This is a genomic window from Microbacterium sp. GXF6406 (genome assembly GCF_054798215.1).
This window is the reverse complement of sequence record NZ_JBSJZH010000001.1, coordinates 180443-202873: the sequence shown is the minus strand read 5'-3', so window position 1 is coordinate 202873 and position 22431 is coordinate 180443. Positions and strand designations below refer to the sequence as shown.

At 66.6% G+C, this 22431-nt stretch carries 19 protein-coding genes; 12 read left to right on the top strand and 7 right to left on the bottom strand.

Going from position 1 to position 22431, the window contains the following annotated elements; genetic code table 11:
• Positions 1 to 29: 29 nt before the first annotated feature.
• A complete protein-coding gene (locus ACWAUG_RS00965) occupies positions 30 to 1844 on the bottom strand; it encodes an ABC transporter ATP-binding protein (RefSeq protein ID WP_460800583.1) in 1815 nt (604 codons plus the stop codon).
• Entirely contained in the window at positions 1841 to 2926 is a 1086-nt protein-coding gene (locus tag ACWAUG_RS00960) for a glycosyltransferase family protein (RefSeq protein ID WP_460800582.1), read from the bottom strand. Before ACWAUG_RS00960 ends, ACWAUG_RS00965 begins: the two co-directional genes overlap by 4 nt.
• A gap of 377 nt (positions 2927 to 3303) precedes the next feature.
• On the opposite strand from ACWAUG_RS00960, the gene ACWAUG_RS00955 reads away from it, so the two are divergent.
• From ACWAUG_RS00955 to ACWAUG_RS00925, 7 genes are read left to right on the top strand one after another with little or no spacing between them, the layout of a single operon-like run.
• The gene (locus ACWAUG_RS00955) at positions 3304 to 4599 is read left to right on the top strand and encodes a nucleotide sugar dehydrogenase (RefSeq protein WP_460800581.1); all 1296 of its coding nucleotides are present in this window, start codon (positions 3304 to 3306) and stop codon (positions 4597 to 4599) included.
• A gap of 1 nt (position 4600) precedes the next feature.
• The gene (gene glf / locus ACWAUG_RS00950) at positions 4601 to 5737 is read left to right on the top strand and encodes a UDP-galactopyranose mutase (protein ID WP_460800579.1); all 1137 of its coding nucleotides are present in this window, start codon (positions 4601 to 4603) and stop codon (positions 5735 to 5737) included.
• A 10-nt stretch (positions 5738 to 5747) separates the two neighbouring features.
• Positions 5748 to 6545: an ABC transporter permease gene (locus ACWAUG_RS00945; protein ID WP_460800578.1), complete on the top strand. Its 798-nt coding sequence runs from the start codon at positions 5748 to 5750 to the stop codon at positions 6543 to 6545.
• Entirely contained in the window at positions 6545 to 7138 is a 594-nt protein-coding gene (locus ACWAUG_RS00940) for a hypothetical protein (RefSeq protein WP_460800576.1), read from the top strand. The genes ACWAUG_RS00945 and ACWAUG_RS00940 overlap by 1 nt, the downstream gene beginning before the upstream one ends.
• Before the next feature lie 21 nt (positions 7139 to 7159).
• A complete protein-coding gene (locus ACWAUG_RS00935) occupies positions 7160 to 7648 on the top strand; it encodes a hypothetical protein (protein WP_460800574.1) in 489 nt (162 codons plus the stop codon).
• A complete protein-coding gene (locus ACWAUG_RS00930) occupies positions 7645 to 8187 on the top strand; it encodes an NUDIX hydrolase (protein ID WP_460800573.1) in 543 nt (180 codons plus the stop codon). The genes ACWAUG_RS00935 and ACWAUG_RS00930 overlap by 4 nt, the downstream gene beginning before the upstream one ends.
• Positions 8184 to 8933: an ABC transporter ATP-binding protein gene (locus ACWAUG_RS00925; protein WP_460800572.1), complete on the top strand. Its 750-nt coding sequence runs from the start codon at positions 8184 to 8186 to the stop codon at positions 8931 to 8933. The genes ACWAUG_RS00930 and ACWAUG_RS00925 overlap by 4 nt, the downstream gene beginning before the upstream one ends.
• A 15-nt stretch (positions 8934 to 8948) precedes the next feature.
• On the opposite strand, the gene ACWAUG_RS00920 is transcribed toward ACWAUG_RS00925, so the two are convergent.
• The 3 genes from ACWAUG_RS00920 to ACWAUG_RS00910 are packed head-to-tail and all read right to left on the bottom strand — an operon-like array spanning position 8949 to position 12417.
• On the bottom strand, positions 8949 to 9548 hold the full coding sequence (locus ACWAUG_RS00920) for a hypothetical protein (protein ID WP_460800570.1): 600 nt from the start codon (positions 9546 to 9548) through the stop codon (positions 8949 to 8951).
• Complete coding sequence (locus tag ACWAUG_RS00915) at positions 9548 to 10510, bottom strand: glycosyltransferase (protein WP_460800568.1); 963 nt, start codon at positions 10508 to 10510, stop codon at positions 9548 to 9550. Before ACWAUG_RS00915 ends, ACWAUG_RS00920 begins: the two co-directional genes overlap by 1 nt.
• Positions 10507 to 12417 (bottom strand): glycosyltransferase, encoded by a 1911-nt coding sequence (locus tag ACWAUG_RS00910; protein WP_460800566.1) that lies wholly within the window; start codon positions 12415 to 12417, stop codon positions 10507 to 10509. The genes ACWAUG_RS00915 and ACWAUG_RS00910 overlap by 4 nt, the downstream gene beginning before the upstream one ends.
• Positions 12418 to 12562: 145 nt before the next feature.
• Here ACWAUG_RS00910 and galE point away from each other — a divergent pair, with 145 nt between their 5' ends.
• Positions 12563 to 13552: a UDP-glucose 4-epimerase GalE gene (gene galE, locus ACWAUG_RS00905; protein ID WP_298037700.1), complete on the top strand. Its 990-nt coding sequence runs from the start codon at positions 12563 to 12565 to the stop codon at positions 13550 to 13552.
• A gap of 25 nt (positions 13553 to 13577) precedes the next feature.
• On the opposite strand, the gene ACWAUG_RS00900 is transcribed toward galE, so the two are convergent.
• A complete protein-coding gene (locus tag ACWAUG_RS00900) occupies positions 13578 to 14879 on the bottom strand; it encodes an O-antigen ligase family protein (RefSeq protein WP_460800564.1) in 1302 nt (433 codons plus the stop codon).
• Positions 14876 to 16066: an O-antigen ligase family protein gene (locus ACWAUG_RS00895; protein WP_460800562.1), complete on the bottom strand. Its 1191-nt coding sequence runs from the start codon at positions 16064 to 16066 to the stop codon at positions 14876 to 14878. Before ACWAUG_RS00895 ends, ACWAUG_RS00900 begins: the two co-directional genes overlap by 4 nt.
• 72 nt (positions 16067 to 16138) lie before the next feature.
• On the opposite strand from ACWAUG_RS00895, the gene manA reads away from it, so the two are divergent.
• From manA to ACWAUG_RS00875, 4 genes are all read left to right on the top strand, one after another.
• Positions 16139 to 17269, top strand: coding sequence for a mannose-6-phosphate isomerase, class I (manA, locus tag ACWAUG_RS00890; RefSeq protein ID WP_460800561.1), 1131 nt, complete (start codon positions 16139 to 16141; stop codon positions 17267 to 17269).
• A gap of 249 nt (positions 17270 to 17518) precedes the next feature.
• Positions 17519 to 17836: a WhiB family transcriptional regulator gene (locus ACWAUG_RS00885; RefSeq protein WP_298037708.1), complete on the top strand. Its 318-nt coding sequence runs from the start codon at positions 17519 to 17521 to the stop codon at positions 17834 to 17836.
• A 64-nt stretch (positions 17837 to 17900) separates the two neighbouring features.
• Positions 17901 to 21053 (top strand): glycosyltransferase, encoded by a 3153-nt coding sequence (locus tag ACWAUG_RS00880; RefSeq protein ID WP_460800559.1) that lies wholly within the window; start codon positions 17901 to 17903, stop codon positions 21051 to 21053.
• Positions 21053 to 22429 carry a DUF5719 family protein gene (locus ACWAUG_RS00875; RefSeq protein WP_460800557.1) on the top strand — a complete coding sequence of 459 codons (1377 nt, stop codon included), beginning with the start codon at positions 21053 to 21055 and terminating at the stop codon, positions 22427 to 22429. The genes ACWAUG_RS00880 and ACWAUG_RS00875 overlap by 1 nt, the downstream gene beginning before the upstream one ends.
• Positions 22430 to 22431: the final 2 nt, after the last annotated feature.

Genomic DNA, 22431 nt, shown 5'->3' with positions numbered 1-22431 from the left:
GGTTCCCCGCGGAGGAGAACCTTTCAAGACTACACTTCGCGCGCTGGTGAAACGGTGAGATCAGCTGACGTGAGCCCCGCGAGGGCGGCTTGTTTAGCGAAGTCGGGGACAGCCGCGACCACTTCGTCGAACGTGCCGGAGTGGACCACTTCGCCATCGCGCATAAAGAAAACGAGGTCTGCGTTTCGTACTGTGGAAAGCCTATGTGCAACGGTGATGAGAGTCCGATCGCCCGTGGCTGCAGCGATTGCCGCGGTGACGTCGGCTTCCGTCTGGGTATCGAGGGCGCTTGTGGCCTCGTCCATAACAAGAACCATCGGGTTCGTGTACAGTGCACGGGCGATGCCGAGTCGCTGACGCTGTCCTCCGGAGAGCGCGAGTCCTCGTTCGCCGACACTAGCATCGACACCGCCGTCCCTCGACTCGATGATGTCCAGCACTTGTGCCTGGTCGAGAGCGTGGATCACTCGAGGCCGATCGAAGTCATCAGACCAAGTCAGCGCTACATTTTGTGCCACGGTCGAATCGAACACGGCCACCTCTTGAGGAACATACGATGTCTGCTGCCGCCATGCTCGTCGTGCGTCAGATAGGCGGACCTCATCGACCCAGATTTCACCGGACTGGGGCTCCAAAAGTCCCAGAATGAGATCGATCATCGTTGACTTCCCGGAACCGGATGCACCTACGAAGGCCACAGAGGAACCGAGTGGGATCGTGAGACTTACGTTCTTGATGGCGGGTGTGGCACCGCTGCTGTAGCTGAAGCTCACGTTCCGGAACTCGAGCGCTCGCGGTTCTGATGCTAGTGGAGCCTCGTGGCGAGCGGCAGATTCGATCGACATCTGTTCGGCTTGTCGCAGCTCCTGAACGACGCGTCGAGGATAACTGGATGCGGCGAGCATCTGGGACATGAGTGTTTGGAATCGGCTTACGGAGGGAGCCATGCGGAACCCAGCTAACCCGAATACCGCGACAGCACTAATAGCCTGTTCGGGGCCGCCAAGCAAGTAGCCTGCGCCGCCCACGACGATGAAACCGCCGATCACGCCTGATTCCATGACGTATCGAGGCAGTTGGCCAAGGAAGTAGGTGTTGGCACGGGCACGTGCGCTTCGCGTGCGGCTTGTGCCGACAACAGCAGCGACGGTCTCTTCCTTCCCACGGAGGGTGACTTCCTTCAGCGCGGAGACAATCTCCAGGATCAGGCGGGAGGTTCTGATCGTTGATTCGAGGTTGATCTCTCCCGCCCGCCGAGCATGGCGTGAGATCCAGAAGTAGAGCAGGGCACCCAAGAGGAGCAAATAGATCACGGTTACGACGGCTATCACGGGTTGGATGATCGCGAGCGTGGCAACGACCGCGAAAAGGCTAACGATCTCGGCGAGCAGGGTTGCCCCAGGGCGGAGGAAGGAGTTGATCGCGGCATCCACACCGCTGTCCGTGAAACGCAACATGTCGGACGAGTTCTTGGTCAGACGCTCTTGCCATGGCGCGCCGAGGTAGGACCTGAATAGTCTGTCGCCCAACGCGACTTCGTACTTGGCAATGCGCTGAGACCCCCAACGCAAGACGATTGCCGACGCAACGCCTTTGAAGATCATCAGCGCACATACCGCGATGATCGCCAGTATGACACCGAGATTGCCCAACTGGCCGAAGAACGGCAGCTCGACCTTCGAGCCAACCGCGAGGGGCGCGATGACAGCGGCCATGAGCGCGAGCGCTGCGGCATCGAATATTGCCAGCGAAGCTAGCGACCACGAGTATATGTTGAGAAAGCGGCGCGCTTCGGTAGGCAGCACCGCAAGTAGCTCACGGTACAAACGATAGACGGCGATCATCGGCCGTCCTCCTTCTGAGCTGTTCGGGTTGTATCGAGGAGAGACTGAACAAGCGGGCTGATTCGCGCGCTTTCCTGCTCAAAGCTCAATGCCTTGGCGGCTTTGTCCGCAGCACTCTTCGCGGACTCGATCGCGCTCAAGGACAGCCCTGCCAGGGACGCCGCGCATTGTGCGCTGGTGAATCCAGTGCTCACCACGCCGAGATGGTGTTCAGCAATCAACGGCTCCATCTCCAAGGATGGCCCCACGGCGATCATGAGCCGGGCCTGTACATAGTCGAAGAATTTGTTTGGCAGCGTCAGCCGCGCGTTCGTATGCGTCGGCGGAATCCAGAAGACACCGACGTCGTACTGGTTCAGCGTCGCCGGAAGATTCGCAGGGGCAACTGGTGGGTGGAACGTCACGCGTTGGTCAGAAGCGGCCAACTCTTTGAGCTGCGTCAAATAGGCTCCTCCGTCGCCACCAGGCATCAGGTACAGGTCGAGGGTGAAACGATCATCGAGTAGCTTCATCGATTCGATCATCAGCTCGAGTTGACGACCGTGAATCGCTGCACCGCTGTGTACTAAGCGCACGCGATCGGGGAGCACGCTTGCAGGCTCCAGTGCAACGTAGGGGCCAACGTTCCGCATAAGCTCGGCGGAGACTCCGAAGCTTTCGCGATACAGGTTCGATATCTCTTGGCCAACGGTGGTCACGAAATCTGCGCTGGGAAGGTAACGGCGGCACAGATACGTCATGAACGGGGCGACGAGAAGACGCCAAGATAAGAGGTGAGTTCGCTCTTCCGGTGCCCACTCGTGCATGTCGGCCCAGAGCGGCGCTTCCCCTGCAATTTTGTTCGCCCACGCGAGCACGCGCGCCTCATTCGCGACGACGAGGTCGAACTTTCTTTGCCCGATTTTCGCGTCAGCCCATGCGATCGCCGGCGCTGTGAGCTCGACGCTGCGGAACCGTCTGAGCGCGAGGCGCATGACGCCTCGGGCTGTCTGGGGCAAGGTCTTGAGCTCGCTCGGCACCGCGAGGTGCTCGATGACTCCGTCCGGCGCGTCGCCGAAGCCGACGGTGACGACGTCGCCCATTTCGCGCAGCATCCCTATTTGGCGGAGCACGCGGGCATCGGACCTGATGGGGGACAGCGAGATGCAAAGAATAGTCGGCCTCGCGCTCACAGCAAGCAGTCCCTCTCATGGGTCACTGGCGAACAATAGTTTAGGAAGAGCCAATCCGGCCTAAAGAAGGATCCTATCGCTGGACTCTGCGTGGCACCTGTGTTGATGCCGCACGAAAGAGGTTGTGCGGGGGCAGCTCAGTCTCCTCTAGGACGATATGTAGGGGGGGCGAGGATCGAACTGGGGACAGCTCGCCATCTTCGCGGCATGCTTCGATGCCGCATCGTGGACGATGCTTACGGAGCTTCTCGAGGAGCGGCTCCGTCGTGCCCCCTAGAATAGGTCCCATGCGTATCGCCGTCGTCGCCCTTGGAAAGATCGGGCTTCCCCTCGCCGTCCAGTTCGCCTCCTCCGGTCATGACGTCATCGGCGTCGATGTGAACCAGAAGGCCGTCGACACCATCAACGCCGGCATCGAGCCGTTCCCCGGTGAGTCCGAGCTCCAGGAACGACTGGCCGAGCTGATTCCCGCGGGCAAGCTCCGCGCGACCACCGACTACGCCGAGGCGATCCCGGGCGCTGACGCCGTGGTCCTTGTGGCGCCCGTCTTCGTCGACGACGAGACGTGGGAGCCCGACTTCAAGTACATGGATGCTGCGACGAAGTCGCTCTCCGAGCACCTCACGCCCGGAACCCTGGTCTCTTACGAGACGACTCTTCCGGTCGGCACGACCCGCAACCGTTGGAAGCCGATGCTCGAAGAGGGCTCGGGCCTGACCGAGGGCGGGGACTTCTTCCTGGCTTACTCACCGGAGCGCGTGCTCACCGGCCGCGTCTTCGCCGACCTGCGCAAGTACCCGAAGCTCATCGGCGCACTGTCGGATGAGGGCAACCGCCGTGCCCGTGAGTTCTACGAGGCCGTGTTGCAGTTCGACGAGCGCACCGACCTGCCCCGCCCGAACGGCGTCTGGGATCTCGGCAGCACCGAGGCCTCCGAGATGGCCAAGCTCGCCGAGACGACCTACCGAGACGTGAACATCGGGCTGGCCAACCAGTTCGGCCTCTTCGCGGCGGCGAACGGCATCGACGTCTACAAGGTCATTGAGGCCTGCAACTCGCAGCCCTACAGCCACATCCACAAGCCTGGTATCGCGGTGGGCGGCCACTGCATCCCGGTGTATCCGCGCCTGTACCTGTCGACCGACCCCGATGCCGACATCGTCCGCGTCGCGCGTCAGCTCAACGCCTCGATGCCCGAGCGCCTCGTCGCCCAGGCCGAAGGGATCCTCGGCGATCTCTCCGGCCAGCGCGCTGTCGTGCTCGGCGCGGCGTACCGCGGCGGCGTGAAGGAGACCGCGTTCTCCGGCGTCTTCCCGACCGTGCAGGCCCTCCAGGCCCGCGGAGCCGAGGTCGTCGTGCACGACCCGCTCTACACGGACGAGGAGCTCGCTGCTCTCGGCCTCACCGCGTACGCGATGGGCGGAGAGGTTGACCTCGTGATCCTGCAGACCGATCACGCCGATTACAAGACCCTCACGCCGGCAGATCTGCCCGGTGTGAAGCTCCTCGTCGATGGCCGTGCGGCCAGCGACGCGGCGCTCTGGGCGGGCACCCCGCGCATCGTCGTCGGAACGGCGGCCTGACATGGATCTCCTCGTCGTCGGTTCGGGCTTCTTCGGCCTCACCATTGCAGAGCGCGCCGCTGAAGCCGGCCGCAAGGTCACGGTCATCGAGCGTCGCTCGCACATCGGCGGCAACGCCTACAGCGAGGCGGAGCCCGAGACGGGCATCGAGGTGCACCGCTACGGCGCGCACCTGTTCCACACCTCGAACGCAACGGTGTGGGAGTACGTCAACCGCTTCACGACGTTCACGAACTACGTTCACCGCGTCTACACGAACCACAAGAGCGTCGTGTACCCGATGCCGGTGAACCTCGGCACGATCAACCAGTTCTTCCAGGCCGCCTACTCGCCCGATGAGGCGCGCGCGCTGATCCGCGAGCAGGCGGGGGAGTACGACGTGAAGACGGCGTCGAACTTCGAGGAGAAGGGCATCGCACTCGTCGGGCGTCCGCTGTTCGAAGCATTCTTCCGCGACTACACGGCGAAGCAGTGGCAGACCGACCCCGCGAAGCTCTCGGGCGACATCGTCAGCCGTCTCCCCGTGCGCTACAACTATGACAACCGCTACTTCAGCGACACGTGGGAGGGCCTGCCCACCGACGGTTACACCGCGTGGATCGAGCGGATGGCCGACCACCCCAACATCGAGGTCAAGCTCGACGTCGACTTCTTCGACGAGTCGCAGCCGCTGAATCGCAAGGCGCTCGTCGGCCAGGTGCCGATCGTCTACACCGGGCCCGTCGACCGTTACTTCGACTTCGCCGCCGGCGAGTTGAGCTGGCGCACGCTCGACTTCGAGCAGGAGGTGCTGAACATCGGCGACTTCCAGGGCACCCCGGTCATGAACTACCCCGACATGGACGTCCCCTTCACCCGCATCCATGAGTTCAAGCACTTCCACCCGGAGCGCAAGGACCTGTACCCGGCGGACAAGACCGTCATCATGCGTGAGTTCTCGCGCTTCGCTGAGAAGGCCGACGAGCCGTACTACCCGGTGAACACCCCGGCCGACCGCGAAGGGCTGCTGGCATACCGCGATCTGCAGAAGGGGGAGAAGGACGTCCACTTCGGCGGTCGCCTGGGCACCTACCAGTACCTCGACATGCACATGGCCATCGGCTCGGCGCTGTCCATGTGGAATAACACCCTCTCCTAGACTCATAACCGTGAGTCACGCTGCCGTCGGGGCGCCGGGAACACCCCGGCGGTACCTGCATTCCCTCTGGCTTCTCTCCGCGCGCGACCTCAAGGTCCGCTACGCGACGAGCTGGCTCGGGTACCTGTGGTCGGTTCTCGACCCTCTGGTGATGGGGGCGATCTACTGGTTCGTCTTCACGCAGGTGTTCCAACGCGGCGTCGGAGAGCAGCCGTACATCGTCTTCCTCGTGCTCGCGCTGCTGCCCTGGGTGTGGTTCAACAGCTCCGTATCGGACTTCACCCGGGCATTCCGCAGGGATGCGCGTCTGATGCGCTCCACGTCGATCCCGCGATCCATCTGGGTCAATCGGATCGTGCTGAGCAAGGGCATCGAGTTCCTCTGCTCGCTTCCGGTGCTCGCGCTGTTCATCCTGTTCAACCTCGACAAGATGACTGTCAGCTGGTCACTGCTGTGGTTCCCGGTCGCGATCCTGATGCAGACGCTGCTGCTCATCGGCATCGGCATGCTGGTCGCTCCGCTGTGCGTGCTCTACGCGGATCTCGAACGGACGACTGCGTTGATCCTGCGGGCGCTGTTCTACGCTTCGCCGGTCATCTACAGCGTTTCCGACCTGCCGGACCCGTTCAACACCATCGGTGCTTTCAACCCGCTGTCGGGGATCTTCACCCTCTACCGGGTCGGTTTCTTCCCGGAGCAGTGGCAGACGGCGCCGGTCGTGATCAGCGCGGTGATGACCATCGTGATCTTCGGGCTGGGCCTGTGGGTGTTCCGGTCGCTCGAGCGTTCGGTCCTCAAGGAGCTGTGATGCCGGAATCGGCTCGGCGCATTCTGATCGCGGAACTGGATTCTCCGGCGCAGGCGCAGCGATTCTCCGAGAAGGGGGCACGAGCGGCGATCACCGAACTCACGGGGATGCTCCGTGTGGGCGTGCTCGTCTCTGGCAGCATCCTCGTCACAGACGCCATGCTGCTCGATGGCGAATACTTCATGACCCTCGGCCCTGAGGGCGTGCTGAACGAGCTCGGCGCGACTCGGGCGGCATTTCCGCTGACCATCACGGGGCCTGATGCCGACCTTCGTGCCGGGTTGGACCGTCGTCGTCGCAACCCCGACTTCCGGTGGTCGATGGCCGCAGCGAGGGACGGACAGGTGAGCCGCGAGATCCTTCGACGGTGGGATGCGTGGATCGATCTCGTCGAGTCGGGAACTGTCCGGTACGAGCAGCAGCTGAGCGTCGATGCCAGCCTGCGCACCGGTGAACCGCCCGTCGCCTCCGAACAGGAGCGCCTGCTGATCGAGCACGCGCGCCTCGGAGAGGAACGCTACCGCAGCGAGGCATGGCGAAAGATCGATCTCCTCGACGTCGACGATGAGACGCGCCAAAGGATCCGCGCCTGATGGAACGGTGCGTATCTGCGGATGCTGGCGGAGAACGCGGATGCGGACTGGGTCAGTTTCGAGGGCGACTCCTCACGGGGCCTGCATCCGCGCGATGGCGATGTGGATTTCCCCCTGTCCGCCGGTCTGCTCGAATGGGCGCGCACCTCGTCGCCCGCCACGGTCGCGATCGCGGGCGACGCGTCCGTGAAGGAACGGGCAGCGCTGCATACGAGACCGACGTGGACGCGGATGAAGGCACTCGCTTTCGCCGTGACTCAGGTCGCCGTGGTCGAGTCGCGCGGCAGCGTCATCCGCGGCTCGCTCGCGAAACTGGCGGTCGCCGTGCTGGTCGTCGTCCTCGCGCTACCGGGACTGAACATCGACGCGATCGACAGCCCCTGGACCTGGGTCGCCTTCCTCGGCGTGATCGTCACGACCGTGCCCTTCGAATCGCTCTTCGCGCTGCTCGCGCTCCTCAAACAGGATCCGCGAGCCCGTCTCGTCCTGCACGGAAGGGGAACGTCATGACCGATGCCGACTTCCGCGTCGTCTACGACAGCGACGGCGCGCTTCCGGTCCGCCTGGAAGCGGCCCGGGTGGAGGGGCCCGCCGGCGTCTACACGCATCACCGGCTCGTCATCGCGGAGGGCCGGACCGGAGCTGTGATGGTCGCCGTCCGAGACGACGCCGTACTGCTGGTGCAGAGCAATCGCATCGCCGTCGGAGAAGAGCTCTGGGAACTGCCGCGCGGAGCCGGCGATGTCTCCGACTCGGCGGCCACAGCCACGGCCCTTCGCGAACTGGCGGAGGAAACCGGCTTTCAGGGGGCCGGCGCCCGGGTCATCGGTCGCTATGTCACGGATTCCACGGTCTATCCGCAGAAGGTCGCCGTCGTCTTCTGCCGCATCGACGCCGGAGCGGTCCCCGGCGAGACCGACGGCGAGGTCGACGACGCCCGGTGGATTCGCACCGATGAGATCACCCGCATGATCGGCAACGGCCTCATCGCCGACGCCCACTCGCTGGCCGCGCTGGCGCTGTGGATGGCAGAAGGAGAACTCTCATGAACGCAGCGATCGAGGTCACCGGGCTCGGAGTGCGCTTCAGACGCAACCGAAGGGGACGCCGCAGTTTCAAGGACCTCTTCGCCGGCGCCAAGCGCCGCAATCGGCCGGGGGAGTTCTGGGCGCTGCGCGATGTCTCCTTCACCGTTGAACCCGGCGAAGCCATCGGCGTGGTCGGCCGCAACGGGCAGGGCAAGTCGACGCTGCTGAAGCTCGTCGCGGGCGTGCTGCTTCCCGATGAGGGAAAGGTCACGGTCAACGGAGGCGTCGCGCCTCTCATCGAGCTCACCGGCGGTTTCGTCGGAGACCTCACCGTCCGCGAGAATGTCCGGCTCACGGCCGGCCTGCACGGGATGACGCGGGACGCGGTCGCGACCCGTTACGCGGAGATGATCGAGTTCGCGGAGCTGCACGACTTCCAGGAGACGCCGTACAAGCATCTGTCCAATGGCATGAAGGTGCGCCTGGCGTTCGCCGTCGTCTCTCAGCTCGACGAGCCGATTCTGCTGGTCGACGAGGTGCTCGCGGTCGGAGACAAAGCCTTCCGAGACAAGTGCTATCGCCGCATCGATGAACTTCTCGCAGAAGGACGCACGCTGTTCTTCGTCAGCCACAACGAACGCGATCTGCGCCGCTTCTGCACGCGCGGTCTCTACCTGAACAAGGGCGGCCTCGTGCTGGACGCAAGCATCAGCGAGGTCCTCGATCGTTACAACGAAGATTCGGGAACAGCCAAGAAGAAGGCCTGATCGGCCCCTTCCCGCTCAGAGTCCGACGAGAGCACGGACCTTCTGCAGCGCAGAGGTCGACGCATCGAGGGCCGATGTCGCGTTCGAACCGCTGTCGTAGGCCGTGCGCAGCGCCTTCAGCTGAGCCGCATAGGCGCCGACAGCGTCGTTCCACTGCGTCGAGATCGAGCTCGGCGCAGGGACGCTGGTGAGCCGCTCCGCGTCCTGCTGGAGCTGATCGACCACCTGCGAGGCATCCTGCCCGCTCATCTCGCGCACCATGGTCAGGCCCGTCGTGGCGTCATCGAGACGTGGCTTAACCTGAGCGGCGAACGTGTCGATGTCGGGGTCCGGGATTTCCGGCGGCGTCGTCTGCGGAACCTGTGAGGGCTCCGGAGAAGGCGTCGGGGTGGGAGAGGCGGTCGGCGACGGCGACGGTGACGGCGACGCGGACGAAGCCGTGGGGGACGGACTGGGTGACGGAGCGCCCGCCCGCGGCAGGAAGAAGAAGAGCACAGTCCCGACGATCGCCAGTGCGACGACCGAGAGCACGACGATGAGCCAGACCTTGCCGGCGGTGCGCTTCTTCTTCTCGGGGAAGACCCAGACGGCGTGCGGCTGAGGTTCGTCGGACATCATGCCTCCAGAGCGGGCATCGGCTGCCAGGTGCGGTCGCGGCCGACTGCGCCGCCGTCGCGCAGGCCACGGAACAGGTTGCTCGTACCGCGCACGGTGCGCTCGACGAACACCAGCCGGATCAGCTCCTTGAAGAACGTCGCCGTCGTTCCCAGGCCGAACAGCACCGGGTTGTAGACGCCGTGCACGCGGTAGTACTGCTTGATGAAGCCGCGGTTGCGCATGATGTAGTAGCGGTAGGCGTTGCTCGAAGCGTTCAGATGGCGGATGCCCATGTCCCACTGCCTGATCTCGCGGGTGCGGCGCAGCACGAACTCATCCACGATGACGGCTGTCGTCAGGCGCGACGCCATCCATCCGTACATCTGGTCATCCCAGTAGATGAAGAAGCGCGGGTCGGGCAGACCGATCTGCGCCACGATCGATCGATGGATGAACATGCCCTCGAAGCATCCGCTGTTCATCTCCTTGTAGCCGGAGTCATCGAACCCGGAGGGTGCGAACGGAATCGGGATGCCCATGCGGTCGGCGATGCGGTACTGCCAGTAGAACTCGCTGCCGTCGTAGTCGTAACGGCGTCCCTGGATGCTCTTGAAGCGGGGCGCCCACTTGCCCATCCGGGCGAGACCGTCGGGGACGACCTCGACATCGTCGTCCATCATCCAGATCCACTCGCTGCCGAGGTCGTAGGCCTTCTCCATGCCCGCGCTGAACCCGCCGGAGCCTCCGGTGTTCGTCTCGAGCCGGTTGTAGACGAGCTCGGTGCCGAGACGGTCCCGGAAGGACTCGACGACCTCGGTCGTGTCATCCGACGATGCGTTATCGGTGATGATGACGCGACCCGGTTTCGGATCCATCGTGACGATGCTCTCCAGCAGACCGGCGAGCAAGTGCGAACGGTTGAATGTGACGACGACGATCGCTGCGGTTGCGGGATCGAATGCGACGGGGGTCGCGGTCATGCCTTCTCCTCGAAGATCTTCTGCCAGGACTGCTGCGAGACGAGCTCGGGCAGCGCTTGGCGGTACTGCTTCTGCAACTCGGGCCAGCGGCGCTTGAGCTCGGCGTGCAGGCGCAACGACTCGCGCAGCATCGCACGGTACTTCTTGCGATCGCGCGTGTAGATGTTCTTGCCCGAGCCATCGGCTGCGCTGACGAGCGCGCTGTCGAACTGGGGGACGCGCCACCAGTGGGCGTCTCCCTTGCCGAACTCGACCTCGGGTTGCGCGACGTTGGCCTGTGCGGGCTTGTGCAGCCAGTGCGCGACGAGCGTCTTGAGCGTGAAGATCCGAAGCTTCAGGCCGGTTGGGCTGTCGAACTCATTCCTCAGCAACTGCTTGTAGACCTGACGTCCCTTGCGTGCGTGCAGCACCGTCGACGGGTCACGGTGGATCACGGTCTCCGGGTAGGACGTTGCGAGAGCCCGCGCGGCGGGCATTGCCGTCGCAAGGTTTTCCTGCATGTGCCGGGGGCCGCGCAGTACATCGCGCAGCGCCTGGTTACGCAACGCAACCGGATAGTACTGCATCATCATGAGGTGCTTGAGGTCGACGCGGCGACTGTGGGCGAGCAGACGGCCGCCGCGGGGCGCCGTGGAGTGCAGGAGGCCGGCCACGATGCGGTTGCGGGCGTGGAAGTAGGCCTGCCAGTCGATCGAGTCGTCCTTGTTGACCCACGAGACGTGCCAGAGCGCGACGCCCGGCATCGACACAGTGGGGAAGCCCGCCTCGCCGGCGCGCAGGCAGAACTCCGCGTCATCCCACTTGATGAAAGCCGGCAATGACAGGCCGACTTCGCGAATCGCGTCGAGGGGGATGAGGCACATCCACCACCCGTTGTAGTCGGCGTCCATGCGCATGTGGAGAAGCGTCGACTGGCGCAGATTCGAGGTGCCGAAGTCGTGAGCCATCTTCTCCTGGTAGAGGTTGCGCCACATGAAGGGGTGCTCGTCGACGACCTCGGCCCAGCCGTGCAGCTTCGGGCGGTCGAGGAGGTCGAACATGTGCCCGCCGACGAGGGTCGGATTCGTCGAATACTGGCCGAAGACGATCGAGCGTCGGAGGGATTCGGGCTCGATGAGCACATCGTCGTCGAGAAGCTGCACGAAATCGCTCTCGGGGCGCTGGAGCGCCTCGTGCATGCCGCGGGCGAAACCGCCCGAACCGCCGAGGTTCGGCTGACGGATCACCTGCAGCGTCTCGCCGAGGTCAGCGGCGACCGCGTCGTAGCCGTCCTGCTCGGTCACGAGCTGGGTGCCCTGATCGACGAGGAAGATGCGGTCGACGAATTCGAGGGCATCCGGTGAGGCTGCCAGCGCCTGCAGGGTCTCGACGCAGTAATCGGGCTTGTTGTACGTGGTGATGCCCAGCGAGGCCTTGCCCGTGCGCGCCGGGGCCTGCTCGGTGGTCCACTCCGCGCCCTCGAGGATCGCGTGCTTCTCGTCGGCGACGATGTCGAACCAGAGCCAGCCGCCATCGCTGTACTGGGTCAGCTCGAGATCGAAGTGGCTGGTCGCCTCGCCCGTCACCTCGCGCGAGTCGACGCGCTGGCGCACACCGGCCCCGTTGGACCGGTAGACGAGGATCGTCGCGGGACCGCTCGTGCGCACGGTGAGTCGCACCTGGCGCACGCTCGTCCAGTGCTGCCAGTACGACGCCGGGAAAGCGTTGAAGTAGGTGCCGAGCGAGACACGGCGACCGGAGACGATCCGGGCGCGGTGGCGACCGAGGATGTTGCCGAGGTGGGCACGGTTCGACACGCGCACCGGCTGCTCGTCGATCGTCGACCATGTTTCAGGGTCGGCATAGAGCGGCAGGAGGTCGGGGTCGCGGTCGAGCGGGAAGACGACGTTCTGAAGGACGTGAGCCACGAAAGGATCTCCGAGATTTGATTGCACGCATGGCCGGATCGGCACTGAGCGGGTTGCTGTGAGCAGAACCCAGCCTACCGCTCAGCGATGTGAAGCCCCGGTGAAGATCGCACCGGTGAACCTGCCGCGCGCTACGATGGGCGCGATGAAGGCTCTAATCACCGGCGGCGCCGGATACATCGGTTCGACTGTAGCGACGGCCTGCCTCGAAGCGGGCATCGAGACGGTGATCCTCGACAACCTGTCCACGGGGCGCGAGGACTTCGGAGTCGACCGCAACCTCTACATCGGCGACATCGCCGATGCGGATCTGCTCGATCGGATCGTCGCCGACCACCCGGATATCGACGTCGTCGTGCACTGCGCGGCGCGGATCGTCGTGCCGGAGTCCGTCGCCGACCCGCTCGGCTATTACGACGCGAACGTCGGCAAGACCATCACCCTGCTGCAGAACCTGCGGCAGCACAAGATCACCCGCATCGTCTTCAGCTCGTCGGCCGCCGTCTATTTCGGCGAGGGGGGCGAGGGCGTCGACGAGAACGCGCCGCTCGCGCCGTCGAGCCCGTACGCCATGACCAAGGCGATGGTCGAGAGCATCCTCTCCGACGCCGCAGCATCCGGCTCTCACCGCGCGATCGCCCTGCGCTACTTCAACCCGATCGGCGCCGACCCCCGGCTGCGCACGGGCCTGCAGAACCCGACCCCGTCGCACGCGCTGGGCAAGATCATGCAGGCGCGGGAAGCCGGGGAAGCATTCACGATCACCGGCACCGATTGGCCGACGCGCGACGGATCCGGTCTGCGCGACTACATTCACGTGTGGGACCTCGCACTCGCGCACGTCGCCGCCGTTCAGCGCTTCGATGCGGTCGCCACCGCCGCTGAGCCCTATCGCGTCATCAACATCGGTACCGGTGACGGGGTCACCGTGCGCGAACTCGTCGGCGCATTCGAGCGCGTCACCAAGCAGCCGCTGCCCGTCATCGAGACCGAACGGCGCCCCGGCGACCAGGCCGGAGCCTTCGCGATCGTCGATCGCGCGAAGGACATGCTCGGCTGGACGGCCGAGCGATCCGTCGACGATGGCGTTCGTGACGCCCTCGCCTGGGCCGACAAGCTCCGTTCTCTGAGCTGAAGGGCATGCTCCGCGCCGCGGGGGATCACTCCTGTGGCGGCAGCGTCGAGATCGTTCCGGTCTGCGCGGCGTCGATGTCCTCGCGCCAGGATCGCGACTGTCCGGCGCGCAGCGCGCACAGCACCAGCAGCAGCCAGCCGGCGCCGGCGATCGTGAAGCTCTCGAACATCGAGTCGACGGCGAGCGTGACGAGCACCAGCGGGGTCCAGGCGTAGACGACCGAACGCCGCACGCTCGCCACCAGCCACGAGCGAACCAGGGCGACGCCGCCGAGCACGAGGAACAGCAGCAATCCGGCGATGCCGAGCTGCAGCAGCACGTCGAAGTAGGCGTTCAGTGCGGTCTCGTGCCGGTCGGCGAGCAGATAGTTGATGTAGGTGAAGGGATACTCTCCGCGCGCCCAGACGCCGAACCAGCCCCAGCCCTGGAAGGGGTTGATGGCGACGAAGTCGAGGATCGTGTTCCACAGATCCGCACGGGTCGAGAAATCCGATCCGGCATCCATCCAGGCGATGATCTGGTGACGGAAGAAGAAGGCGACGGCGAGAGCTGCGGTGACCAGGCCGCCGAGCAGCCACTGCACGAGGCCGCGTCGACGCGCGGGAGTGTGGCGCACGATCGTCAGCGCTCCGGTGGCGGTGCCGACGGCCGCGGCCAGCACGAGCACGGTCGGGGAGGCGGAGAGCAGCGCGAGGAAAGCGGCGACGGCGATCGAGGGGATCGCGAGCGGGGCGGCCACCGAACGGGTGCGCCACTCGATCACGAAGGTGATGAGGGCGATCACGGCGACGAAGCCCATCATGTTGCGGGTGCCGAAGACGCCCTGCACCGGCCCGCCGAGGGCGATGTTCCCCTCGACGGAGAGGAAGAGGATCGGCATGTCGATGAGGATGCCGGAGAGGATCTCGACCCCCAGTGACAGTGCCAGCAGCGTGCGCAGGGTGTCGCCGATCGCCCGGACGGTCTGCAGTGTGTCGCGTACATGTCCGATCGTGATGGCCATGAGCGCGAAGCCCAGCATCCAGGCCCAGCCCGCGAGGGTGCCCGAGCGATCCGTCGACCAGAACACGCTGATCAGGGCGAGGGCGAGGAATATCAGCAGCGACGAGGGGGCGAAGCGCAGCGCCGACAGCTCGGCGCGGCGAACGACGAGGATCGCCATTCCCAGGATGCTCAGCAGCAGCACGATGGTCGCGAACGTCGTCCTCGAGGTCAAATGAACGATGAGGAACGACCCGAACGCGGTGGTGAGGGCCGCGAGCGTGTACGCGCGGGCCATGTCTACCGAACCGAGCAGGCGGCGAAGCGGCGTCTCGACGGGGGTCACGGGATGCGCCGTGCCCGTCGTCCGCGCTCCGTCACCCGCGCCTGCTCCCGGAGGCCGACGCCCACAAGGGGCACCGCTTTGATCTTGAACGAGCACAGCACCAGCAGCATCCAGCCCCACAGCACAGCCGATGATGATCCGGCGAGGGCCTGAACCGTGGCGATCACGATGCACAGAAGGGGGAGCAGAGTCAGGGAGGAATAGGGGCGGTCGGCGCGAAGATCCCAGCGCGGGCGATCGGCTGCGAAGAACCAGGCGCGCCACAGGAGGCTGACGACGGCGAGGCACAGCACGAGGGCGCCGACGACGCCGACCTGGGCGCTCGCATCCATGATGTTCGCGGGATCCGGTGCGTCGCCCGCTTCGCCGAGAGCCGCCAGGAGAGCGCGGTGCAGGATCGCCGTGGCGGCGCTGAGGAGGGCGATCAGGATGCCGCCCACGGCGTACACGCGTCGGCGGGCCGCGAGGGCACTCGTGCGCCGGATGGTCAGCGCGAAGACGAGGACGACGGTCCCGGCCGCGGCGCCGAGATAAGCGGTCGCGGATGACGCGGAGAAGAGGAGCACTGCGGCGAGGACGCCCCACAGCGCGGTAGTCGTGCGCCAACGGCTTCGTCGGGCGAACTGGATGCCGAAGACGACGATCGCGAGGGCGCTGAGGCCTGCGAGCAGGGCCGGATTCCCGCCGAACTGGAGGAAGCGATCGTCGTGGAAGAGGCGAGCCCACGCCTCTGCGGCGAGTGCCAGCCCGAGTATCCACTTCAGCGCGGAGGCGAGGGATCGGATGATCTCGTCCCAGGTGAGGGCGAAGCCGATCAGCAACGACATTCCCGCGGTGGCGAGAAGTACGACGGTCATGACCAGTGAGTCTGTGGCGGAACCGGACCAGAGGTCGGATGCCGCGGCGAAGACCGGGTAGGCCAGAGCTGCCCAGGGGAGTCTGCGCCAGGGGAACGCATGCGGTGTCTGACGGGCGATCATCGGTGCGGCGATCGCAGCTCCGGCAAGAGTCGTCACGAGGAGTGCCGCGCCAGAGGCGAGGCCCCCGAACAGCGATAGGAGAGCATCGTGCGCGAGCACGGCGATGAAGGCGATGATGACGTAGGCGCGCAACAGCAGACGACCCGTCGACTCGCGCTCCGGCGCGGTGGGCGGGGCTTGCACGGGATGCTTCGTGTACTGCGCCATCGGCTTCAGGCTACCGCGCCGGGCGGGCGGGCGTCGGCCGACATCGTCGGAGGCCCTGGGTACGCTGGCCTCATGCTTCTGAGACTGTCGAACACGCCGCGCGATTACGCCTGGGGCTCGGCCACGCTCCTGGCCGAGCTCGAGGGGCGCGAGCCCACGGGGGCACCCGAGGCCGAGGTCTGGTTCGGCGATCATCCGGGCGACCCTGCCGACCTCCTCGACGGCTCGACGCTGGACGCGGTCACCGGGGGAGGGCTGCCGTACTTGCTGAAGCTTCTGGCCGCCGGCGCGCCGCTGTCGATCCAGGTGCACCCCACTCTCGCCCAGGCGCGGGAAGGGCGCCACCGCGAGGAGCATCTCGCCGCCGATGATCCTCAGCGCAACTATCGCGATGACAACCACAAGCCCGAGCTGATCGTCGCCGTCACCGATCGCTTCGAGGCCCTGGCGGGGCTGCGGCCCATCACCGACACGCTGCGCCTGCTGGATGCCCTCGGGTCTTCCGCCGGCGTCGCACGGCTCCGTGCCGTTCTGACAGCGGTCCCCGATGACGCGGGAGTGTTGCGCGATGCCGTGGAGTGGGCCCTGTCGACCGCTGCGCAGAGCGAGATCGACGACATCATCGCGGCCGTGACGGATGCTTCCTCGGAGGAGTTCGCCGCGGAGATCTCGGTCGTGCGCGGCATCGCGGAGCAGAACCCCCGAGACCGGGGCATCGTCGTCGCGCTGCTGATGAACCTCATCGTTCTCGGGCGCGGTCAGGGCATCTTCCTGCGCGCGGGAATGCTGCACGCCTACGTGTCGGGACTGGGCGTGGAGATCATGGCCGCGAGCGACAACGTGCTGCGCGGAGGGCTCACTTCGAAGCATGTGGATGTGCCCGAGCTGCTGGCGGTCCTCGATGCCGAGCCCGACACCGTGCCGGTCCTGTTCCCGGCAGCCGCCGGCCTGGTGACGTCGTATTCCGTGGACGTGCCCGATTTCTCGCTGCGACGCATCGAACTCGTCGGTGAGTCGGTCAGGGTCCCGATCCACGGACCCGCGATGGTCCTCGCGACCGCGGGTGCCGTCGCGGTCGCGGGCGAGGCGACGCATGAGGAGCAGCCCATCGGGATCGGCACCGCGGTCTTCGCCTCGACCGACGAGACCGGACTGACCCTTCGTGGCGCCGGAGAGGTGTTCATCGCCCAGCCCGGGCGCTGAGAACTCTCCGGGCGGCGTGCACTGACCGCAAGAGTCTCGTTTCGGGATCGGTTTGCCCTCCGAACGCCCATTGTGCGGCGCGAGCACCGCGGAATTCCGTGTTGGCGGACAAGACACGCCGACGACACGCCATGAACCTTCAATAGGATCTTGAGGGTTTACTATCTGCGACTTGACCCGACGGAATGACACGGGTGTAATTAGGGGTGTTGGGCCCAGCGGGGGGCATTGAGAGGGCAGGAGAACGATATGACGGTTTACCGTTCCGACGTTCCCGAGAACTGGTTTGTCGATCCGGTCAATCTCGGGGTACCAGGAGTCCGACGCCCGGAATCCGATGACGACACGGCGCTCTCCTGGCAGACCGACGCTCTCTGCTCCCAGACCGACCCGGAAGCCTTCTTCCCGGAAAAGGGCGGCTCGACGCGCGATGCCAAGCGCATCTGCTCCTCCTGCGACGTCCGCGGCGAATGCCTCGAGTACGCGCTGAAGAACGACGAGCGCTTCGGCATCTGGGGCGGCCTCAGCGAACGCGAGCGCCGCAAGCTCAAGCGCCGCGCGGTCTGAGCACCCGGGCGCGCCGATGCGGCTCAGCATCCTCAGCACTCCCAGCGCCTAGGCTGAACAGGCCATGCCAACTCGAGTACACGCCATCATCGTCGCGCGCCCCGGCGCATCATCGCGGGCGCAGATGCTGCGAACACTCGATGCCCTGACTCTGCAGACCCGACCGGTCGACGTCGTCACCCTCGTCGTGTGCGGTGACGCCACCGCGGCCCGCAAGAGCCCGGAAGTGGCGCGCCTCGCCGAGGGCATCATCGAGGCCCGCAGCAGCACCTCCTACGCCGAGGCGATCGAACTCGCACGACCCCGCGTGCAAGAAGGATCCGTGCTGTGGCTGCTCGCCCACGACACGGCACCGCACCCGCAGGCACTTGCGCAGCTCGCCGGAGCCCTCGAGCGCTCACCCTCCGCGGCGATCATCGCCCCGAAGCTCGTCGACGTCGACAACGATCGCGAGATCGCCTCGCTCGGCGTCACCATGACCCGGCTCGGACGCTCCGTCGAACTCGCGGCCGGCGAACTCGATCAGGGCCAGCACGACGGACACGACGACGTGCTCGGCTCCGATATCCGCGGCATCCTGATCCGTCCCGAAGCGCGTCCGATCCTGCGCCCGGACCCGGCCCTTGGCGGAGCCGACGAGGGTCTCGACCTCGGAGTCCGCGCACGGCTCGCGGGGGGACGCGTCGCCATCGCCCCGAGCGCCCGCATCTCGGTGCACCCCGATGGCCCGGCGGCGCTCCCTCAGAACGCGGCGCAGCGCGCATACGCGACCCGCCTCGCCCAGCTTCACCGCCGCCTGACCTATGCGCCCGCGCCGGCCGTGCCGCTGCACTGGCTCTCCCTGCTTCCCCTGGCGCTGTACCGCAGCATCGTCGACCTGATCGCCAAACGACCGGCATCCGTCTTCCCCGAGTGGGGTGCGGCGCTGACCGCGATGTTCCGCTTCGCCGCCGTGGCGCGCTCGCGCAAGACCATCCGCACGTCGAAGACGGCGTCCTGGGCCCAACTCGCTCCTTTGCGCATCACCCGCTCCGAGTTGCGCCAGCGACTCGATGACGGCCACGGCAGTGAGGGCGGTGCGATCAGCGAGCTGAACTTCTTCACCGGAGGAGGCGCCTGGGCCGTTCTCGGCGCCCTCGTGGTCAGCATCGCCGCCTTCACGAGCCTGCTGGCCTGGCCCGCGCTCGGCGGCGGAGCGCTGCTACCGCTGCGAGACACCATCGCCGGGCTCTGGGCGGATGCGGTATGGGGCATGCGCGGCCTCGGCATCGACCTGGTCGGCCCGGCCGACCCCTTCGCCGCCGTCATCGCGGTGATCGGAACGCTGTGGGGTGGCGCACCCTCGTTCGCGATCGTGCTCCTCTGGCTGCTCGCCCTGCCCCTGGCCGTGCTCGGCGGCTGGTTCGCGGCCACCCGCATCACCGATCGCGGTGGACTGCGGATCTTCGGAGGCGTCGCGTGGGCGCTGGCGCCCACCTTCCTCACCGCCCTCATCGAGGGGCGCCCGGCCGCGGTGCTGCTGCATCTGCTCCTTCCCTGGCTGTTCCACGCGGCGGTCGTCGCGCATCGCTCCTGGGGTGCCGCGGGTGCGGCATCCATCGTCCTGGCAGCCGTCCTCGCGTGCGCTCCCGCGCTCGCACCCGCCCTGGTTCTCCTCTGGCTGATCGCCCTCGTGATCGTCACCGCCCGCGGTTGGTTCCACGGGGCGGTCCGACTGATCTGGATGCTGGCGCCCACCGCCGTCCTGTTCGCACCGCTCGTCATCTGGCAGCTGCGCCACGGGAACATCTGGGCGGTCTTCGCCGACCCGGGCCTGCCCTGGGCAGGCGCGCAGACGACGGCGGATGCCGCCGGGCGCCTGCAGCTGGCCACCGGATTCCCGACGGCCGACCTCGCCGGATGGGGCGACGTCCTCGACCCGCCGATCGCCATCTGGGCGCCACTGCTCATCGCACCCCTCGTGCTGCTGGCGCTCGCCGCGGCCATCGCGCCGCGCTGGGGCGCCGGAGTGACCCTGCTCATCGTCGCCGTCTCCGGTCTGGCGACCGCGTTCCTCTCGATCGGCGTCGTCGTCGGCTTCGCCCAGGGGGCGCCCATTCAGATCTGGCCCGGAACAGGGCTGAGCCTCGCCTGGGCAGGGCTCGTCGGCGCCGCCCTCGTCACGATCGACACGGCGATTACGCTGCCGCGCCTGCAAGCGGTTGCGATGACGATCGCGGGGGTGGCCCTCGCCGTCTGCGCGGTGCCCGCGCTCACCGCGTTGCACGCCGACCGTGCGGTGCTCACGAACGGTCCGGCGAGCACCCTGCCGGCATTCGTCGCGGCCGAGGCCCGCGGCGACCAGGAGATCGCCACACTCGTGATCACCCCGCAGAACGACGGCGCCATGGCGATCGAAGCGGTATGGGGCGCGAGTGAGACGCTCGGCGCGCAGACGACGATCCGCAGCACCGCGATCTCTCCGGTCGGCGAGGACATCAGCGCTCTGGCAGTCGATCTGCTCTCCACGCGCACCTTCGACGCCCCCGGTGAGCTCGCGGAGCTCGGCATCCATTTCGTGCTCCTCGATCAGGTTTCCGGGGAGGAGAGCGACCTGGCGCGAACGTTCCGGGCATCGGCCATCAACGCGCTCGATCAGCGCGCCGGTTTCGTGAAGGTCGGCGAGACCGACAAGGGTGTGCTCTGGCGTCTGGATGCTGTGGCCGCAGACCGCGCGGAGATGAGCGCGACGCAGCAGGCGACCGCCCGCGCCGTGGTCACCCTGCAGCTCGTCGTGATGCTCGCAGCCCTGCTGCTGTCGATTCCGACGCGCGCGTCGCGCCGTGCCGCGCGTGCCCAGTCGCGCATCGTGGGGCGCTCGCCCGAGGAGCCGCTCGTGCTGCCGCGCCGCAGCGATGATGTCTGGGACAACGAGGAGCCGATGCCCGATGGCGAGGCGCCGGAGCCCGCGGGCGCACCTGCGGAGGAAACCGTGGCCGAGCCGGCCGAGGACGCCGAGGCCACTGCCGAGGACGCCTTTGGCGCATCGGATGCGTCGGCGGAAGAGGCCACCGAGGCTCCGCCGGAGCCGGAGCCGGAGCCGGAGCCGGAGCCTGCGGAAGAACCTGCCCCTGTCGTCGAGGACGCTCCGCAGCCGGAGGGCCTCGAAGCCCGCGGCGAGTCAGCCGGAGAGCCAGAGGCCGAGACCGAGGCCACGACCGAGCCGGAGGAGAAGTGATGGCGACTCAGAAACGTGCGATCCGCGTCGTCGCGACCGGCGCCCGATTGCTCGTCGGAGCCGCTGTCGCGGTGGGATGCGTCATCGGTGTGACGGCGGCCGTGGCCGCGCCCTGGCCCACGCTGGCGAATGAGCCGGCACAGGTCGAGGTCACCCCCTCCACGGCGGATTCGACTCTCGTGTGCACGGGAGACTTCCGGGCGCTGGGGCGCAACACGCAGGACGCCGCCGAGATGTCCTCCGCCGGGTCCTCGCGGCTCACGCTCGACAGCAGCGGCCCCCGTGAGGAATCCACGCTGACAGCATCCGATATGCCCGATGGCTTCACCGGCCCGCAGCGCATCATTGCCAGCGCCGAGCAGAACTCGGCGACCCTGGTCGGCGCCGCCGACTCCATCGAACTCACCGCCGAGGACCTCACGGGTCTCGCCGCGAGCGCCTGCCGAGAGCCGAGCACCGAATCGTGGCTCGTGGGCGGGTCCGTGGAGACGGGGACCAACGACATCATCATCCTCTCGAACCCCGGAAGCGTCACGGCCACCGCGACGTTGACGGTCTTCGGCCACGAGGAATCGGCGAGCACGATGCTGGTTCCCGCCGAGACCCAGGTGGCGGTGCCCTTGGCATCGATCGCCGCGGGCATGGACGGGCCGGTGGTCCGCATCACGGCGAAGGGCGCGCCGGTGCGCGCGGTGATGCAGTCATCGCTCATCCGCACCCTGGATCCGACGGGCGTCGACCTGCAGGACACGGCGGGGACCCCCTCGATGAGCCTCGTGTTCGCCGGAGTCCAGGTGCTCGAGGAGAGCGATGAGACGGCTCTCACCGTGATGCGGCTGATGGCGACCGACACCGATACGGTGGCGAGTGTCACCGTCAGCGGTGATGGAGAGGAAGCCCGACGGCGCACGATCTCGCTCGGGGCAGGAACACCGGTCGAACTGGAACTGGAAGATCTGGAGCCGGGCGTCCACGTCGTCACGGTGGAGGCCTACGGGTCGATCACCGGAGCGATCCGCCAGACGACTCGCGTCGGCGTCGGCAGCGATTTCGCCTGGATGACACCGGCACCGGTGATCGCCGGGGAGACCCTGATCGCCGTGCCCGAGGGCCCCGACCCGCGCATCCACCTGGTGAACCCGACTGCGGAGGACATCAGCGCATCGCTGGCACCGACCAACGGTGCCGCGGCGGAGGAGATCATCGTTCCCGGCGGTGGATCCGTGGTCGTCGATGTCGCCGATGAGCGCGTCTACGCGCTCGCCGGCGACGGGACGCTCCACGCCGCCGTCATCATGTCGGGGACGGATGCGATCGCCGGATGGCCCGTGTGGCCCGCAGCATCCGCTCAGGACCCGATCACCGTCTACCCCTGATC